Source organism: Clostridium sp. YIM B02555 (assembly GCF_022320955.1).
GTDB classification, from domain to species: domain Bacteria; phylum Bacillota; class Clostridia; order Clostridiales; family Clostridiaceae; genus Clostridium; species Clostridium saccharoperbutylacetonicum.
In genome coordinates, this window is the sequence record NZ_JAKJJY010000026.1 from 69,672 (window position 1) to 87,093 (window position 17,422).

The following is a 17,422-nucleotide window of genomic DNA, read 5'->3' on the forward strand; positions in this document are numbered from 1 at the left end:
AAAGAGGAAATCTAAAATTTAATTAATTACTAAATTAAAATATCACATTATTAATAATTAATAATATGAATTTGTGATATTTTTATTTTGTCTTTATAGTAATATCTTAAGATTTTCGCTATATATAAAAAACTTGACAAAAATAGTTGTTGAAACTAAAATAGTTATAACAACTATTTTGAAGCAGGTGATTATTTGAATAGAGAATATGATTACACAAAGTTAATTGGTTATTTAATAATTAAAGGCGAAGTTTGTATAAAAAGAAAAATTCTTAATGCCTTTTTAGAAAAGGGATATGACATTACATTTGAACAATGGACAGTTTTAAACGTATTATATGCAGAACCAGGATTGATTCAAAGTGAAATTGCTATAAGAACCTATAAAGATAAAACAAATGTCACAAGGATATTAGATGTTCTTTCTAAAAATGGATATATTGTAAGAGAGCAGCATGAAAGTGACAGAAGAAGCTTGTGTGTATACCTTACAGATAAAGGTACAAGAATGTTCGATGAACTTATACCTAGCGTTGAGTTGCTTAATGAACAATTTAAAAAAGGACTGTCAGATGAAGAACTTAAAATATTTGAAAATGTTCTAGAAAAAATATATAAAAACGCTGAATAGTGTTTTTATATATAATAGTTGTTATAGCTAATATTGATATAGCTATTAAAATATTTATTAAAGGTGGGATAATTTATGGTTAATTTATCTTTAAAAGAAAAATTCGCATTTAAGTTCATTTTTAATGAAAAAAGAATCTATCAAAGATGGTACGGAAGATTTTTAGGTTTTGGAATAGACTATGGAAGGTTAAAGAGAGTAGTGGCAAGAATATCAAATTGGCTACAATGGTGTGATGAATGGACTAAAGAAGGTGATCAATTATACAAAAAAGCCGAGGAAGAATTGATAAACGGATATGAGATTAAAGCAAAAGCATTATTTCATGAAGCAGTGGGATGTTATCATGTTGGTCAGCATATATTTTTTATCGATAGCAATCAAAAGGAGAGAACACAGGAAAAAGCTAGGATAAGCTATAAAAGAGCAATTGATTTGGATAATGAAAAGGAAAGGCCGATTCGTATTGAAATTCCTTTTAATGGAGCAATAATACCAGGGTATTTAAGATTATCAAATATGTCTAACGAACCACTTGTAATCTTCATAAATGGAATGGATAACATTAAGGAAGCAGAAGGTCATTCGCAAGGAACACTGTTTCAAAAACATGGATTTAATTTTTTTACTTTTGATGGGATTGGTCAAGGTGAAATGTGGAAAGCTATGGAATTTGATGAAAAAGAATATCATAAGGTAGTATCAGTAATCATTGATTGGTTTGAAAAGCAGAAAATATATGATATTGATATTAATAGAATTGCATTAGTTGGATTTAGTTTAGGTGGATATTTAGCTCCAATGTGTGCAGCGTATGATAAACGTGTAAAATGTGTAGTTGGAAATAGTGGATTAGTTTATATAGGTGGATTAGCTGGATTAAAAAAGCTTAATCCAATTTGGCAGAGGGGTGTCACATATATGACTAAGTGTAAGACGTTAGAAGAAGCTGTTAACAACTTTGATTGGGATATTGAGGATTCACCTAATTTACAAGTACCTTTACTGTTTTACCATGCGGGAAAAGATGAGGTCATGCCTTCTCCAAAACTTCATGCTGAAAAAGTAATGAAATGGGCAAGTGGAGATAAGATGCTTAAATTCTATGAAGATGCAGAACATTGTACAATGAATTATTTAGATGAAGTCTTTCCTGAGATAGTGGACTGGATTAAAAAAAAGTTATCAATGTAAATATAAATTGTAATGCCACAAATTCATTTTTGAATTGCATAGTGTCAAGTAAAAAGATAGGATTTCTTGTACAATATGGCTTTCCAGAAGATATTCATGCAAGACCCTTGGAAAAGTATCTTGAAAAGTTATGTGTTTGTTATATATAATTGTTAAAAAAACTTAATTTATAACGGCAATAACGTAAATTAAAAAAGTAGTCTTCATAAATTTGAGAAAACTACTTTTTATAAACTGGAATAAGTATAGTAATATTTACTATATAAATATCCAAATTAATAATTCAACTTATAAATGTAATTTATATGTATTATTGAGAAATTATAATCGTAACACTACACTTGAAATCAGATACATTTTTCTGGAAGCAGGCATGTGAAATTGAGCTGATGATGGTTCTTAATGGGGCTTGTTTTATTTACAGCTTGTCCAGATTTTACATCTGGAACACGCTGAAATGACGGCAAGCCGCCATTTAGAACCTTCCAGCGAAAATTTCACTAGTCCTGTGGAAGATAAATGTATCTGATTTAGGTAATTGTTGCTAAGTCTAATTTTCGATTTGGATATCTTTAGGTTAGAAATTGCACAAGATTAAACTATTAAGAGTTAGCTAACTTATCCAATTCCATTGTAAAAGTTGTTACTTCTTCAACACTTGCATTAGTTTCTTCTATTGCAGCAGACTGCTGCTCTGTTATATCTAATGTAGTATTTGATACTTGCATTGTTTTAGTTACTGAATCTTGTATTTTAGCTAATAAAGTACCAATATCAGCTGTTGTTTCTCGTGAAGTTTCAGAAAGTTTTCTTATTTCAGAAGCAACTACACTAAAACCTTTCCCTATTTCTCCAACTCTTGCAGCTTCAATAGATGCATTAAGTCCAAGCATTTTTGTTTGATTAGCTATATCTTTTATGTAGCCTAAAATGTCATTTATTTCATTTGTTAGGTTTTGAACATTAGATATCTCATTATTTAATTGGGTTTGGTTTTCAGTAACCTCCATTGAGGAAGCTGCAAGCTCTTCAGTAGCAGAAGAAATTTGTTCGAAACTTTCAGTTAGCGTTCCAGTTAATTGTTTTATTTTTAAACGTTGATAACCTTCGTTTGATAAGGTATTAGCAACTGAAAATAGTACTTCAGCTGCTGATTTAATATTGCTTTCATCTACTATTTTTACTTCAGTGGCAGCATTGTAATATGAGTCTTGGTTTAAACCAAGTTCATTTGCTGTATTTTTAAACTCTTTTTCATTAGGACTATCATAAAGTATTTGACCTCCAAGTATTGTACCGATCAATTGGCCATTAACAATTATAGGTGCTGCAAAATCAATAAGTCCAGAATGGCATTTGTAAATATAAGGCTTTCCGGTCTTGAAAGCTTCCTCTCCAGCAGTACTATGACACTTTGCACAACGACTTTTCCCTAAACTAGTGGATTGGGTTAAGTTTAAACAAATATTTGTGTAGCTGCTTGGCTTAGTGAATGGATTTCCATGTTTATCCACTGTAACGCTTGCAATATTCATACTATTTGCAAAATCATCTTGGAATTTTTGAAGAAATGGCAAATCAATGATATCGCTTAATTCTAAATTGTCTAATTCAATAATGTCTTTCATTAACAATTCCCCCTGATAAAATCTTTATATTAATATAATTGGGAAGATTATATATTTTAGAAAATAATTTGGAAAAAAATCTATAAAAACCCTAATTAAATAATATATTATACTATAATATTACAATAAAAATGAATATTTTACAAATAATAAAGTAGTTGTAGGTTAATCTGTTGTTTTTTTATGATAAAAAGTAAAACAAAATGGATATTTATGCAAAAAAATATTTATTGTGAAAAATTGTAAAAAGTGAAGTATAATATTTAGAGAGTAAATAATTTAAAGGGAATATAAAATTGAAAGTATTAAATTCTTAAAGAAAAGTGATGTAAGAAATGTATATGTATTTAAATTTGTTTCTAATGGACAAAAGAGAAATGATAAAAAATGATAAGGTTGTGGCGGAATGCTAAATTCTGATTTAAAGATGAGGATATAAATAGGAGTGTATAGAGGAGGTATAAAGATGTTAGAGAAAGTACCCACAAGTGAGGAATTGGCTACTTTAATTGGAAAATCATTATTTGAAGTTTGGACCTCATTATGTGATATGATTGATCAAAAATATGACATGGAACATTTATGGAATGATGGAGGTAAAGCGTGGGCGTATGAGTACAAATATCGTAGAGGTGGAAAAACACTATGTGCATTGTATGCGAAAGAAAATCGTTTTGGCTTTATGGTTATCTTTGGGAAGAATGAACGAGAAAAATTTGAAGAAGATAAACAAAATTATTCAATTGAAGTACAAAAAATCTATAATGAAGCTAAAACTTACCATGATGGAAAATGGATGATGTTTGAATTAACAGATGCTTCTTTAATTACAGATATGGAAAAATTGTTATTTATTAAAAGGAAACCAAATAAGAAATGATATAGACATAATGTGCAGTAGGTATAATATATAGGAGATATTCAACCTACAGGGACAGTTACAATAAAGGTACCTGTAACAGTAATTTTCTAATTGAGAAAACAATAAAAATAAAATATAATATAATATAATATATTATATTTTTAGATTCATATAGCAATATGTTGAGGTGATTTTATGAATACTGAATGGTCAGATTTAAATAAAAAAATGCAGCTACAAATAAAGAAAAAAGGCACTTTTTATGAAGGGATTAATACCTTATTAGAACTGAGAAAAGAATTGATGAAGGAAATTGTGAGTCTTAAAGAAGCATTAAATAGAGAAGACTTCAATGCTATGCCTTTTATTAATGCCAAAGGTTACCATAATAAAACAATTGCCTATTCTTTATACCATATTTTTAGAATAGAAGATATAGTATCAAATTCTTTGATTAAAAAGAGAGAGCAAGTATTCTTTAAAGATAATTACCATGAAAAAATGAAATCACCTATAATAACAACCGGTAATGAACTTATTAAACAAGAAATCTCAGTGTTTTCATCAAAACTAAATTTGGATGAATTATATAACTATATTAAAGCTGTTGATGTTTCAACAACACAATTATTGAAGGAACTTTCCTATGAAGACTTGAAAATAAAAATGACGGAACGAGATAAGGAAATGCTTAAGCCGTTGAATGTAGTTAGTGAAGCTGATAACGCTTTTTGGTTAATAGATTATTGGTGTGACAAAAATATTCAGGGCCTAATTCAAATGCCGCTTTCACGACATTGGATAATGCATATAGAAGCTAGTCTTCGTATCAAGAATAAAATATATAAATGCTAATTTTATAAAGCAAACAAGTAATATACTTGACAATTTTAAGCAATGATTTTATACTCTTAGTAGAAATTTAATAATAAAACCTTTTTAGGATGTGGATTTTTCTAGAGGAATTCTATTTTCGCCACACAATTATTTTATGTGATAATTGTGTGGTTTTTTGCGTTTTAAAGAAAGAGGAGGAATGGTTATGAAAAAATGGCATTATGCATTAATTGTTTTTTTAGGAGGATGCTGTTATGGAATATTATCAACATTTGTAAAGCTTGCGTATTCAGCAGGATTTTCATCAGCAGAGGTAACAGGAGGGCAATATTTTTTTGGTACAGTACTTATATGGACTGCAGTTCTAATAACAAAAAAGAAAAAAATATCATTGAAACAAACTTTAAAGTTACTTTTATGTGGAATTCCATTGGGGTTAACAGGTCTTTTTTATTATCAATCATTAAAGACGCTTAATGCTTCCTTAGCAATAATCTTTTTATTTCAATTTGTATGGATTGGTACATTGTTTGATTGGATATTTAATAAGAAAAAACCTAATAAACAAAAACTTATTTCCATAGGTATTGTACTAGTGGGGTCTATTTTAGCAGCAGGAGTTACTTCACAAAATAGTGGAGATTTATCATGGCAGGGAATGATTTGGGGATTACTTTCTTCAGTTACTTATACAGGATTTATGTTTATTAGTAGTACAGTTGGGAAAGATACCCCACCAGTACTAAAAAGTGCAATTTTTTCAACAGGTGCCTTAATAGTAGTATTTTTATTGTTTCCACCAAAATTTTTATTGGATGTTTCTGTGCTAAAAGGATTAACTCCATATGGATTGCTTCTAGGATTATTTGGAGTTTGTCTTCCACCACTTTTATTCTCAATTGGAATGCCACAGGTTGGGATGGGATTAGGAACTATATTATCTGCTTCAGAGCTCCCAGTGGCTGTGACTTTATCAGCAATAGTTTTGCAAGAGCCTGTTAACTCTATGCAATGGGTGGGAGTAATACTTATATTTGTAGCAATTATAGGTAGTAATATATCAATAGGAAAAGATGGTACAGAATTATCTGATAATGTACAAGAAAATTATGGCTAAAATTAGACTATTACTAATAGAGATATGGAGTATTAATTAAAGAAAACGCAGTAAGAAGAAGCGTTTTTAGATTTAATAGTAAATAAATGATAATATAGAAAGCTAGCTAATTCTATGAAGATTAGCTAACTTTTATATGTTAATATTAATTTATTTTTTAAGGAGTTATAGTGAGGGGATATTATGCAATTTTTGTTTTCTGTATTCGGCAGGAGTGATCTTATAATAACCTTTGAACTTTCTGCAAAAATAAGCAGCACTTGAAAACCCGGTAACTAATGATATATTCGAAATGGATTTTTGTGTGTTCTTTAATAAAATTGCTGCCTGTATTAAACGATATTTAATAAGGTAAGAAACTGGTGACTGACCGATTCCTTGACGAAAAGCTTCCAATGTACTGCTTTTACTGATGTTAGTAGCAGCAGCTATATCCTCAAGTCCTATATGTTCTGCATAATGGTCATGGATAAATTGCAGCATAATCTGTAAACGTGAAGATTGAAAGACTGATTTTGTTCCATTTGCAGAAACTGGATCAATATTTATGTTTTGAAATAGATGTTTCCATAGTTCAGTAGTCAGAAGAAGTGTATTAAGAGGCGATAAAGAATCCCCTTTATGTTCCTGAACGTCATAGATTTGATTTAATAACATTAGAATATTATTCTGCCATGAAATATTCGGATCCAGAATTTGATAAGCAGGACCAGATGACAGTATAGGTAAAATATATGAATCATGAATTAGGCTTCCTTCCATGGCAATTAGTTCCGGTGCAAATACAATATTGGGCATAATACCACCATCGCTGGTTTCAAAGCGATGTATTGTTCCACTGTTTATAAAGATTCCCCAACCCTTTTCCAAATGGATTCTGTTTTTCCCAATTAGACAATTTACAGTACCTTTTGAGACTGTTACAAATTCAACCTCTCGATGCCAGTGCCAGTCTATGCATCCAAGATCGAATTGCCAGATATCATCTACATAATATGCTATAGGGTATTTGTCGTTGCCATGAGCAGCGATTTCTCTTAACGTTTCATCGGTAGTCATTTTGTAGAACTGCATTATTTTTCACCTCTGTTATATTGTACAATTAATTTGTGATTTTGTGTAATGAAAAAACATTATGACTGGGATATAATCTAATAAAACAGATGCAGAATTGCGTGCTGATAAAAACTAAAATATTACACGGAGGATTTAAAATGGAGTTTAAGTGGTTAAATAAAAGTACAATAACTAAAGAAGGAAAAAGAATAGAGATTTTTGCTCCCAAAGAGAGCGATTTTTTCTGTAATAATGGGGCAGTTGGAGATGAAGGGATTACACCAGAATCTCTTAGTAATGCTCCCTTTTATTATACAGAGGTTACTGGAGATTTCATCATGAGAGTAAAGGTGTCACATGATTTTAAAGACATGTATGATTCTTCTTCTATTATGATAATGCAGGATATAACTCATTGGGCAAAAGCATGTTTCGAACTTACAGATTTTAATACACATGCGGTTGTCAGTGTGGTTACAAAAGATCAGTCTGATGATGCCAATGGTTGTAATGTAGAAGGAAATTCTGTTTGGCTTCAGGTATGTCGTGTAGGACAATCCTTTGCATTTCATTATTCAATAGATGGAGATAATTACTATATGATGCGATTTTTTAATTTACCAGCAGAAAAAACCTTGAAAGTAGGTCTACTGGCACAGGCGCCTACAGGTAGTGGTGGAATCCGTATATATGAAGATTTAACCATAGAAAAAAAGAAAGTCAAAAATATTCGAATGGGAAAATAAATATAGGAAAATAAATTTCGGATTGGCAAAACATCGAAATTAAAAGGAATTATTATATCACTAAATGAAGGGGGAGCTCAAAGTGATCCAAATATTATTAGTTATTATTTATCTTGCGTTTATTAGTCTTGGACTACCAGATTCGCTGTTGGGAGCTTCCTGGCCATCCATGTATCTAGAGTTTGGCGTACCAGTTTCTTATGCTGGTATAATATCTATGATTATTGCTTTTGGAACTATTTTATCCAGCCTGCAGAGCGACAGGCTTACACGTAAGCTGGGAACCAGTAAAGTTACAGCAATAAGTGTAGCAATGACAGCATTTGCGCTATTTGGTTTTTCTATATCACATTCATTTATAATGCTTTGTCTTTGGGCTATTCCATATGGACTTGGAGCAGGAAGTGTGGATGCTTCCTTGAACAATTATGTAGCACTTCATTATGAAAGCCGCCATATGAGCTGGCTGCATTGCATGTGGGGGGTAGGTGCAACTATAGGACCATACATTATGGGTTATGCATTGGCAGGTGGACATAGTTGGAGCTCAGGATACTTATATATAGCCATCTTACAGATTGTACTTACTGCAATTTTGATTTTTAGCATTCCTCTATGGAAAGAACGAAAATTTGTTGCAAAAAATGTATCTGATAATGAAAAGACTACACATAAAGCATTATCATTAAAAGAAATTATTCAAATAGTTGGAGCTAAGGAAGTTATGCTTTGTTTTTTTTGCTACTGTGCTTTAGAACAGACGACAAGCTTATGGGCGAGTAGCTATTTGACAATTTACAAAGGGGTTACAGCTGATACAGCAGCTAGTTTTGCTAGTGTATTTTTTATAGGCATTACGGTAGGAAGGGCACTTAGTGGATTTATTACCATGAAACTAAATGATTTGCAGATGATACGACTTGGTCAGGGAATTATTGCAATTGGGATTATAGTAATGTTTTTGCCTATGAACGAAAATGTGTCCTTAGTAGGATTAATATTGATTGGACTCGGGTGTGCACCAATTTATCCTTGTATTATACATTCCACACCTGCACATTTTGGAGAGGATAAATCTCAAGCAATAATCGGTGTTCAGATGGCAAGTGCATATGTTGGAACATGCCTGATGCCTCCGATCTTTGGATTGATTGCTGGTTATATTAATGTAGCATTATTCCCAGTATATCTATTGCTTATACTTGTCATAATGATTGTAATGAGTGAATTATTAACAAAGAAAACAGCTTTGAGTAAGTGATAAGCAAAACTTTAATTGGAAAAGCTATATTTGAAAATAATATGGAAGTTAAAAAGTGGCTGTCGCACTAGATTTTAATCCGCTAATGCGACAGCCACTTTTACCAAGTCTTAAAAGAAAATTATTAACACTAATTAACCTAAAATTTCATATCTTTCCTTGAGGAGTGATTCTACAGCATTATCTAGATCTTTGTTTTTAACAAGAATATAATCTGTATCATAAGTAGAAATGGCAAATATGCTTATTCCTTTTTGTGCTAATATTGTACTAATTGAAGCTAAAATTCCAATTAAAGAAAAGTCAAGTGGTCCCTCAATCTTTAAGATCCTCCAATCTCTTTCGCATTTTATCTCGCTAGGAATACTGTCCTCAAGGCATACAATTGATAATTCATCAGATGTTTTTGTTATAGAGAAAAAATCGCTATCTTGTGCCCATTTAGGAAGTGATTCAGTTTTAGCAAGTCTGCATACTCCATATTTATCCTTAAATAATTTCATTGTTAATATTTTTTCTATCATCTTTAAGCTTTATCCTTTCTTTAACCAGTGAAACCCATTAATATTAGCTAGCCATATGTGATTTAAGTTTCACTATATTAGTTTTTATACTATAAAATAAAAAAGCCTCAGAAATATTATAAAAATATCTCCCAGGCTTTTATCCTTCCGTGTACACAATAAATTGTGCGTTTTCTCTCGGACCTGCCAGTTATAAACTGCGGAACCCTAGAAAACTAAATTATATAAAATTTTGATAATCTATAAGTTGCAACTAATAAATGGATTCTAGCATAATATCAAATTTGAGTCAAGTTGATACACTTTCATCTTAAATAATGAAGGTTAGAGTTTATAGAGACTTTTAATATTTAAAACTTTACTTGATGAAATCGATATATATATTAGTTTATATTAGTAATTTGTTAGGCTATAATATAATAAAGATTTATTGTGGCTATTGAGGTTATTTTAAATAAAAATTCTGCAAGTTCATAGCTAATTGCTGTTTAAGCTACTATAATAATTGGGAGAAAGTTATAATGGATGAGAAGAAAATTTTAGAATTGCTTTTTAATACTTTTGTTAAAATGTGTGATTATATTGAAACAACAGATGAAATTGGATGTATAAAATGTCCTTGCAAAGAAGAATGCATTTTAAAAGGAGATAATACTGATTTTAAGTATTTTAAACCTGTTGTTGAAAGCATAAAAAAGAAATTAGAATTTTCAGTGCAGGTGAATATATGAAAAAGATTATGAATGAACAATTAATTTATGAAATACTTTCAGTTGTAGAAGAAATCCCAGAAGGGAAAGTAGCTACATATGGACAAATTGCTAGTCTTATAGGCAGAGACAAAAATGCAAGGCTTGTCGGGAAGGTTTTAAGCCAGTCAGAATTTTATGGAGAATATCCATGTCATCGTGTGGTAAATCATGCAGGAAGATTGGCACCAGGCTGGAAGGAACAACGATTTCTACTATTAGAAGAAGGTGTATCCTTTAAAGATGAGAATCATGTTGATATTAAGGAAAATAAATGGGATTGCTAAATTTGCTCTAAAGTTTAATGAAATGGGAAAATTTATTATTTTACTTATTTTTTTAGGAGTCTATTTAAAAGCATAAAACTTAAAAGGAAGAAGGTACTAGTAGATGGTGAAGGAAGCATTATTTTTGAACTATTTTAATGACTTAAAAATGATACTAGATAATGTATTTAATGAAATAGTTGTAGTTGATAATAACAATAAGATAATTTTTATTAATAGAGCTGCTAGTATTCTCTTTGGAATAGATAGCAAAAATAGTTTAGGAAAAGATTTTAATGAATTAATACATAACGTTGAGTTAACTAACTTTTTAACTAATAAAAAAGAGGAAGTTAAAAAGTCTATAGTAGTTAATAATTTGAATTTGTCGTTAAGTATTATGTCTTTGACTGAAGATAAGGATGTAGTAGGATCAATACTCATTTTTAGCAATATAACAAACTATAATGAATTGCTTCAAAAGCTTGATAAGGAAAGGGATAGTCGCGAAATATTAAATACTGTAATTGAGACGGCTTATGATGGTATGGTGATTATTGACAAGAAGGGAATAATCACTATGATGAGCAAGGCATATACTGATTTTTTAGGAATAAGAAGAGAAGATGCAATTGGCAAACATGTAAATGAAGTTATAGAGAATACAAGAATGCCAATAGTACTTGAAAGCGGTAAAGAGGAAGTAGCGCAGCTTCATAAGATTAAAGGAAATTATATGATAGCGTCAAGAATACCTATAATAAAAAATGGAGAAATTATTGGGGTTGTAGGAAAAGTATTATTTAGAAATGTTAAGGAACTAAATAGTCTTTACAAAAAGATAACTGTTATAGAAAAAGAATTAGCAAATTATAAATCACGGCTTAAGGAATTCAATACAGCAAGCTATTCACTTGAAAATATTATAGGAGAAAGTGATTCTATCCTTTTGGCTAAGGATATAGTGAAAAAGGCTGCTCATACAAGTTCGAATGTGCTTATTTTAGGGGAAAGTGGTACTGGTAAGGAAATTTTTGCACATGCTATACATTCAGAGAGTAATCGTTATGAAGGACCTTTTGTTAAAGTTAATTGTGCAGCAATTCCAAGCGATTTGCTTGAATCAGAACTGTTTGGTTATGAAGCTGGAGCTTTTACAGGCGCAAAAAAAGAAGGTAAAATAGGAAAATTTGAAATTGCAAATGAAGGTACAATATTTTTAGATGAGATTGGAGATATGCCTCTTCATATGCAGGTAAAGCTTTTAAGAGTTATTCAGGAACGAGAAGTAGAGAAAGTTGGTGGAGTTGCAACTAAGAAGATTAACATAAGAATAATTGCTGCAACAAACAGAAATCTTGAAAAATTAGTTTCAGAGGGCAAGTTCCGTGAAGATCTGTATTATAGACTTAATGTTGTAACAATTGAAATTCCTCCTTTGAGAGAACGAGGCAATGATATTATACTTATTTCGAATCATCTCATTAAGAAGCTTTCAATGAATTTAGATAAGAAAGTTAAAGGAATTTCAAAAGAGGCGGAACATTATCTTAAAATATATGAATGGAAAGGTAATGTTAGAGAATTAGAAAATATACTAGAGAGAGCTATTAATATTATGGGAGATAGTGACATAATTGATGTAGATGATTTGCCGAAAGAAATTACAGGTAAAAAAGCTGCAATAATTCCTAAAAGGCTTCAGGACATTCTTGAGGAAAGCGAAAAGAATGCTATTATTCTTGCACTTAGGGCAGCAGAGGGAAATAAGACAAAAGCAGCAAAAATTTTAGAGATAGGCCGGACTAGTTTATATGAAAAAATGGAAAAGCATAAAATAAAAATGTAGTTGTACGAATAAACGTACAACTAATTTTTTTCTCATAAATAATTGTATAGAAATCCGAACAGTATGTAAATGTTTACTTAAAAATGTGTACGGAAATCTATACACTAATTTTAGATATCACAGATTTTATTAATGATTCACAATGGACAAACCTCCTATTCTAGGTCTATTTTATCTCTAAGGCTTTGGCACGAGTCTTGCTTATATAAATAAGTATAAGTGAACTTATTAATAAATATTACATTCTTGTTTTTAGAGTATATAAAAAGGAGGAGAAAATATGAGCAAGATAATGTCAGTTGAGCAAGCAATCTCTTTAATAAAAAATGGAGATACAGTTGCTGTAGGTGGTTTTATAGGCATAGGACACCCAGAGGAAATTACTAAGAAGATTAAGGAAATTTATCTAGAGGAAGGTAGGCCAAATAAGTTAACTCTTGTTTATGCAGCAGGCCAAGGAGATGGAAAAGAAAAAGGTTTAAATCATTTTGGCCAGGAAGGTCTTCTTTCTAAAGTAATAGGAGGACATTGGGGGTTAGCTCCTAAGATTCAAAAGTTAGCGATCGAGAATAAGATAAAGGCTTATAATCTTCCTCAAGGAGTTATATCCAGTCTTTACAGAGATATTGCAGCAGGAAAGCCAGGAACAATTACTCATGTGGGGTTGAAAACCTTTGTAGATCCAAGAGTTGAGGGAGGAAAATTAAATAGCTGTACTACTGAGGATGTTGTTAAGATGATTGAAATTGATGGAAAAGAGTATCTTTACTATAAAGCGTTTCCTATAAATGTGGCAATAGTTAGGGCTACTTATGCAGATGAAGAAGGAAATGCAAGTCTTCAAAAGGAAGCCGCAACGCTTGATGGTTTAGCAATGGCTCAGGCTGCAAAGAATTCTGGTGGAAAAGTCATTCTTCAGGTTGAAAAAATAGTATCAAAAGGAACTTTAGATCCAAAGTTGGTAAAGATTCCGGGAATCCTTGTGGATGCTGTAGTTGTAGCTAGTGCAGAAAATCAAATGCAGACCTTTGGTGAAAGCTTTAATCCAGCTTTCTGTGGAGAAATAAAGATGCCAGCTAATACTATTAAATGCCTTCCAATGGATGAAAGAAAAATTATAGCTAGACGTTGTGCTATGGAACTTATGCCAAATGCAATCACAAATCTAGGAATTGGAATGCCAGAGGGAATTTCTATGGTGGCAAATGAAGAACACATAGGTGATAGCATGAGACTTACAATTGAATCAGGTCCAATTGGAGGCATACCAGCTGGTGGCTTGAGTTTTGGAGCAGCTATTAATCCAGATAGTATAATAGATCAATCTTCTCAGTTTGATTTTTACGATGGTGGAGGCTTAGATATAGCATTTTTAGGACTTGCCCAGTGTGATGAAAAAGGAAATATCAATGTAAGTAAATTTGGTCCTAAAATAGCTGGATGTGGAGGTTTTATAAATATAACTCAAAATGCAAAGAAGGTTATTTTCTGCGGAACTTTTACTGTAGGAGGACTTAAAACTAATATTTTTGAAGGTAAGCTAATCATTGAAAATGAAGGTAAGTCAAAGAAATTTATCAAGGATGTTGAGCAAATAACTTTTAGTGGAGATTATGCAAAAGATGTAAAACAGATAGTTCTATATATAACTGAAAGAGCAGTTTTTAGATTAACTAGTGCTGGAGTGGAATTAGAAGAAATAGCTCCTGGAGTAGATTTACAAAAAGACATTCTCGATCAAATGGATTTTAAACCAATAATATCAGAAAAATTAAAGATAATGGATAAAAGAATTTTTGAAGACAAACTTATGAATCTTAAGTGATGTATTAACGTAAAGAATAGCTAAGTATGGATAAATCGGTTGATAAACCCAAATAATATAATAATGGAGGTTTTATATATGGCAGTTATAGGTATTTTATTAAGTTTAATATTATTGATGGTCATGGCTTATAGGGGGTTCTCAGTTATTGTTTTTGCACCTATATTTGCAATTGCAGCAGCTATATTTTCTGGGATGGCAGTTATGCCAACCTATACGGAAGTATTTCTACCTAACTTGGGGAATTATGTAAAAGTTTACTTTCCATTTTTCTTGTTAGGTGCTGTATTTGGTAAAGTTATGGAGCAATCTGGTGCAGCAAAATCTATTGCTAAATTTATAGTTGAAAAGTTGGGTAAAAAGCGTGCTATGTTATCTGTAATTTTATCAGCAGCCATTTTAACTTATGGTGGTGTAAGTCTTTTCGTTGTTGCGTTCGCAGTGTATCCATTTGCAGCATCAGTATTTAAAGAAGCTGATATTCCAAAGAGACTTGTTCCTGCAACAATCGCTGTTGGTGCTTTCACATTTACTATGGATGCACTTCCAGGAACACCTCAAATTCAAAACTCTATACCAATGAAGTTTTTTAATACAGATCTTTATGCAGCACCTGTATTTGGAACCTTAGGTGCGATTATCGTTTTAGTTTGCGGGGTATCTTATCTTGAATGGTGTAAACGTAAAGCTCAAGCAAAGGGAGAAGGCTATGGGGAAAATCATAAAAATGAACCAGTACTTGTTGAAGATGGAAGCTTACCAAATCCATTTATATCAGTATTACCATTAATATCTGTACTTGGATTGACTTTGGTTTTACAAAAATTAGTATTCCCTAAATGGGATATAGTTTCTTGGGTTACTAAAGCACCTTATAATATTCCTGAAGCAAGTGTTGTAGGTTCAATGAATAACTGGGCTTTAATGATTGCACTTGTATTTGGTATTCTTCTTGCAATTTCTATTAATCCAAAGCGTATGAAAGGTAATTTAGCTTCAGCGATTAATGCTGGTGCAATTGGATCATTATTAGCTGTTATGAATACAGCATCAGAAGTAGGCTTTGGTAATGTTATAAAAACTTTACCAGGATTTCAATCTATAGCTCATGCTTTAACTAACATTAATCCAGACGGTAGTCCACTACTTTCAGAAGCAGTTACAGTAAATGTGCTTTCAGGGGTTACTGGTTCTGCATCAGGAGGAATGAGTATAGCACTTGATACTTTTGGAAAGGAATATTTAAATTGGGCAAATAGTGTTGGAATAGATCCACAATTACTTCATCGTGTTGCTGCAATGGCATCAGGTGGAATGGATACATTACCTCACAATGGCGCAGTTATAACTTTACTTGGAATTGCAGGGTTAACTCACAAACAATCATATAAAGATATTTTTGTGATCACTTGTATTAAGACAGGATCTGTGTTTATATTAATAGCTTTACAAAGCATATTACATTTTATTTAATAAGTATTTAGTATATCAATATAGATATCCAAAGCGAGAATTAGATTTATGCAACAATTACCGAAATCAAATCCATTTATCTTCCACAGGACTAGTGAAATTTTCGCTGGAAGGTTCTAAGCGGAAGGTTGTACCCATTTCTGCATGTTCCTAAAGTAAATTTATGACAAGCAGAAAATGGAACAACCTTCCACTAATAACCATCATTAGCTCAATTTCACATGCCTGCTTCCAGAAAAATGTATCTGATTTCTAGTGTAGTGTTACGATTATAATTTCTCGATAATGCATACATATTACATTTATAAGTTTGAGTATTAATTTGGATATCTATAAAGAAATATAAATAGTTTTCTATCGAATGTTATAACTAAATTATACAAGGGGGAATTGAAAATGAACGGATTAACTATAAAAGAATTAAATATTGGTGATAAAGCATCTTTTCAAAAAACTATTACAGAAACTGATGTATACTTATATGCTGGTATAACGGGAGATTTAAATCCAGCTCATATAAATCAAGTTGAGGCAGAGAAAACAATGTTTCAAGGGCGAATTGCCCATGGCATGTTAACAGCTGGTTTAGTATCAGCAGTACTTGGAATGCAATTGCCAGGACCAGGCTCAATATATCTTGGACAAGAACTTAAATTTGTTGCTCCTGTGAAAATAGGAGATACAATTAAAGCTGAAGTTGAGGTTATAGAGAAGTTTGAAGATAAGAATAGAATAAAATTAAGTACCATATGTACAAATCAAAATGGTGTTGAAGTACTGGTAGGGGTTGCAAACATAATGCCGCCTAAATAACCTATTTACCGGAAGGGATGAAAATAATTCTAGTGTGAAAAGGATGCATTGTAGTTTGAGGCAACTCAAGGCATAGGCTAATATAACTTGGCAAATTATAGTTAAATTTTAGTTACTTTAATTATTTGGAGCTTTTGCACTTACCATACCTAGTGCAAAAGCTCCAAAATAATATTATTAATTGTAAATAATATTATAGAATTTTGCTAAAAATCTATTAGAGGTTTATATATAGTTTGTTATAAAGTAGGTTTAAATAACAAGGAGGGTAATTTAATGAATTTTAAGTTAACTAGAGAACAAGAATTAGTACAACAAATGGTTAGAGAATTCGCAGTAAATGAAGTTAAACCAATAGCTGCCGAAATCGATGAGACAGAAAGATTCCCTATGGAAAATGTTGAAATAATGGCTAAGATGGGAATGATGGGTATCCCATTTTCTAAAGAATTTGGCGGAGCAGGCGGAGATGTACTTTCATATATAATCGCTGTAGAAGAATTATCAAAAGTTTGTGGTACTACTGGAGTTATACTTTCAGCTCATACATCACTATGTGCATCAGTAATTAACGAAAATGGTACTAAAG

General features: G+C 31.4%; 17 protein-coding genes and 1 riboswitch. Of the genes, 14 read left to right on the forward strand and 3 right to left on the reverse strand.

What is annotated here, in order from left to right; genetic code table 11:
• The first annotated feature begins 195 nt into the window (after window positions 1-195).
• On the forward strand, window positions 196-633 hold the full coding sequence (locus L3B98_RS25095; protein ID WP_238918677.1) for a MarR family transcriptional regulator: 438 nt from the start codon (window positions 196-198) through the stop codon (window positions 631-633).
• Window positions 634-708: 75 nt separating this feature from the next.
• On the forward strand, window positions 709-1,827 hold the full coding sequence (locus L3B98_RS25100; protein WP_238918678.1) for a dienelactone hydrolase family protein: 1,119 nt from the start codon (window positions 709-711) through the stop codon (window positions 1,825-1,827).
• 602 nt (window positions 1,828-2,429) lie between these two features.
• Here the strand turns inward: L3B98_RS25100 and L3B98_RS25105 are convergent.
• The gene (locus L3B98_RS25105; RefSeq protein ID WP_077362018.1) at window positions 2,430-3,455 is read right to left on the reverse strand and encodes a PocR ligand-binding domain-containing protein; all 1,026 of its coding nucleotides are present in this window, start codon (window positions 3,453-3,455) and stop codon (window positions 2,430-2,432) included.
• Window positions 3,456-3,921: 466 nt separating this feature from the next.
• Here L3B98_RS25105 and L3B98_RS25110 point away from each other — a divergent pair, with 466 nt between their 5' ends.
• From L3B98_RS25110 to L3B98_RS25120, 3 genes are all read left to right on the forward strand, one after another.
• A complete protein-coding gene (locus L3B98_RS25110; RefSeq protein WP_238918679.1) occupies window positions 3,922-4,335 on the forward strand; it encodes a DUF3788 domain-containing protein in 414 nt (137 codons plus the stop codon).
• Between the two features lie 177 nt (window positions 4,336-4,512).
• Window positions 4,513-5,172, forward strand: a complete 660-nt coding sequence (locus L3B98_RS25115) for a phage head-tail adapter protein (protein WP_238918680.1) — start codon at window positions 4,513-4,515, stop codon at window positions 5,170-5,172.
• A 187-nt stretch (window positions 5,173-5,359) separates the two neighbouring features.
• Complete coding sequence (locus L3B98_RS25120) at window positions 5,360-6,271, forward strand: DMT family transporter (RefSeq protein ID WP_238918681.1); 912 nt, start codon at window positions 5,360-5,362, stop codon at window positions 6,269-6,271.
• A 165-nt stretch (window positions 6,272-6,436) separates the two neighbouring features.
• Here L3B98_RS25120 and L3B98_RS25125 read toward each other — a convergent pair whose 3' ends face one another.
• Window positions 6,437-7,330, reverse strand: coding sequence for an AraC family transcriptional regulator (locus tag L3B98_RS25125; protein ID WP_238918682.1), 894 nt, complete (start codon window positions 7,328-7,330; stop codon window positions 6,437-6,439).
• A 155-nt stretch (window positions 7,331-7,485) separates the two neighbouring features.
• On the opposite strand from L3B98_RS25125, the gene L3B98_RS25130 reads away from it, so the two are divergent.
• Together L3B98_RS25130 and L3B98_RS25135 are read left to right on the forward strand one after the other, a co-directional pair.
• Complete coding sequence (locus L3B98_RS25130) at window positions 7,486-8,073, forward strand: DUF1349 domain-containing protein (RefSeq protein WP_238918683.1); 588 nt, start codon at window positions 7,486-7,488, stop codon at window positions 8,071-8,073.
• An 82-nt stretch (window positions 8,074-8,155) separates the two neighbouring features.
• A complete protein-coding gene (locus L3B98_RS25135) occupies window positions 8,156-9,334 on the forward strand; it encodes an MFS transporter (RefSeq protein WP_238918684.1) in 1,179 nt (392 codons plus the stop codon).
• Between the two features lie 134 nt (window positions 9,335-9,468).
• On the opposite strand, the gene L3B98_RS25140 is transcribed toward L3B98_RS25135, so the two are convergent.
• Window positions 9,469-9,858, reverse strand: coding sequence for an ACT domain-containing protein (locus tag L3B98_RS25140; RefSeq protein WP_238918685.1), 390 nt, complete (start codon window positions 9,856-9,858; stop codon window positions 9,469-9,471).
• A gap of 126 nt (window positions 9,859-9,984) precedes the next feature.
• A riboswitch (guanidine-I (ykkC/yxkD leader) is annotated at window positions 9,985-10,080 on the reverse strand.
• 299 nt (window positions 10,081-10,379) lie between these two features.
• On the opposite strand from L3B98_RS25140, the gene L3B98_RS25145 reads away from it, so the two are divergent.
• The 7 genes from L3B98_RS25145 to L3B98_RS25175 form a co-directional block, all read left to right on the forward strand.
• Window positions 10,380-10,589: a hypothetical protein gene (locus L3B98_RS25145; protein ID WP_238918686.1), complete on the forward strand. Its 210-nt coding sequence runs from the start codon at window positions 10,380-10,382 to the stop codon at window positions 10,587-10,589.
• Window positions 10,586-10,894, forward strand: coding sequence for a methylated-DNA--[protein]-cysteine S-methyltransferase (locus L3B98_RS25150; protein WP_077362049.1), 309 nt, complete (start codon window positions 10,586-10,588; stop codon window positions 10,892-10,894). The genes L3B98_RS25145 and L3B98_RS25150 overlap by 4 nt, the downstream gene beginning before the upstream one ends.
• A gap of 103 nt (window positions 10,895-10,997) precedes the next feature.
• Window positions 10,998-12,722, forward strand: a complete 1,725-nt coding sequence (locus L3B98_RS25155; protein WP_238918691.1) for a sigma 54-interacting transcriptional regulator — start codon at window positions 10,998-11,000, stop codon at window positions 12,720-12,722.
• 280 nt (window positions 12,723-13,002) lie between these two features.
• Entirely contained in the window at window positions 13,003-14,547 is a 1,545-nt protein-coding gene (locus L3B98_RS25160; RefSeq protein WP_238918692.1) for an acyl CoA:acetate/3-ketoacid CoA transferase, read from the forward strand.
• 78 nt (window positions 14,548-14,625) lie between these two features.
• Window positions 14,626-16,020: a GntP family permease gene (locus tag L3B98_RS25165; RefSeq protein WP_015392173.1), complete on the forward strand. Its 1,395-nt coding sequence runs from the start codon at window positions 14,626-14,628 to the stop codon at window positions 16,018-16,020.
• A 396-nt stretch (window positions 16,021-16,416) separates the two neighbouring features.
• Window positions 16,417-16,833, forward strand: a complete 417-nt coding sequence (locus L3B98_RS25170; protein WP_015392174.1) for a MaoC family dehydratase — start codon at window positions 16,417-16,419, stop codon at window positions 16,831-16,833.
• 276 nt (window positions 16,834-17,109) lie between these two features.
• Window positions 17,110-17,422: acyl-CoA dehydrogenase family protein (locus tag L3B98_RS25175; RefSeq protein WP_238918694.1), on the forward strand; the 313-nt coding region annotated here is incomplete at its 3' end.

Excerpts from the sequence above, each read along its gene's own strand:
- L3B98_RS25100 (WP_238918678.1), top strand. The coding sequence starts at position 709 with ATGGTTAATTTATCTTTAAAAGAAAAATTCGCATTTAAGTTCATTTTT.
- L3B98_RS25105 (WP_077362018.1), bottom strand. The coding sequence starts at position 3,455 with ATGAAAGACATTATTGAATTAGACAATTTAGAATTAAGCGATATCATT.
- L3B98_RS25110 (WP_238918679.1), top strand. The coding sequence starts at position 3,922 with ATGTTAGAGAAAGTACCCACAAGTGAGGAATTGGCTACTTTAATTGGA.
- L3B98_RS25115 (WP_238918680.1), top strand. The coding sequence starts at position 4,513 with ATGAATACTGAATGGTCAGATTTAAATAAAAAAATGCAGCTACAAATA.
- L3B98_RS25120 (WP_238918681.1), top strand. The coding sequence starts at position 5,360 with ATGAAAAAATGGCATTATGCATTAATTGTTTTTTTAGGAGGATGCTGT.
- L3B98_RS25125 (WP_238918682.1), bottom strand. The coding sequence starts at position 7,330 with ATGACTACCGATGAAACGTTAAGAGAAATCGCTGCTCATGGCAACGAC.
- L3B98_RS25130 (WP_238918683.1), top strand. The coding sequence starts at position 7,486 with ATGGAGTTTAAGTGGTTAAATAAAAGTACAATAACTAAAGAAGGAAAA.
- L3B98_RS25140 (WP_238918685.1), bottom strand. The coding sequence starts at position 9,858 with ATGATAGAAAAAATATTAACAATGAAATTATTTAAGGATAAATATGGA.
- L3B98_RS25145 (WP_238918686.1), top strand. The coding sequence starts at position 10,380 with ATGGATGAGAAGAAAATTTTAGAATTGCTTTTTAATACTTTTGTTAAA.
- L3B98_RS25150 (WP_077362049.1), top strand. The coding sequence starts at position 10,586 with ATGAAAAAGATTATGAATGAACAATTAATTTATGAAATACTTTCAGTT.
- L3B98_RS25155 (WP_238918691.1), top strand. The coding sequence starts at position 10,998 with ATGGTGAAGGAAGCATTATTTTTGAACTATTTTAATGACTTAAAAATG.
- L3B98_RS25160 (WP_238918692.1), top strand. The coding sequence starts at position 13,003 with ATGAGCAAGATAATGTCAGTTGAGCAAGCAATCTCTTTAATAAAAAAT.
- L3B98_RS25165 (WP_015392173.1), top strand. The coding sequence starts at position 14,626 with ATGGCAGTTATAGGTATTTTATTAAGTTTAATATTATTGATGGTCATG.
- L3B98_RS25170 (WP_015392174.1), top strand. The coding sequence starts at position 16,417 with ATGAACGGATTAACTATAAAAGAATTAAATATTGGTGATAAAGCATCT.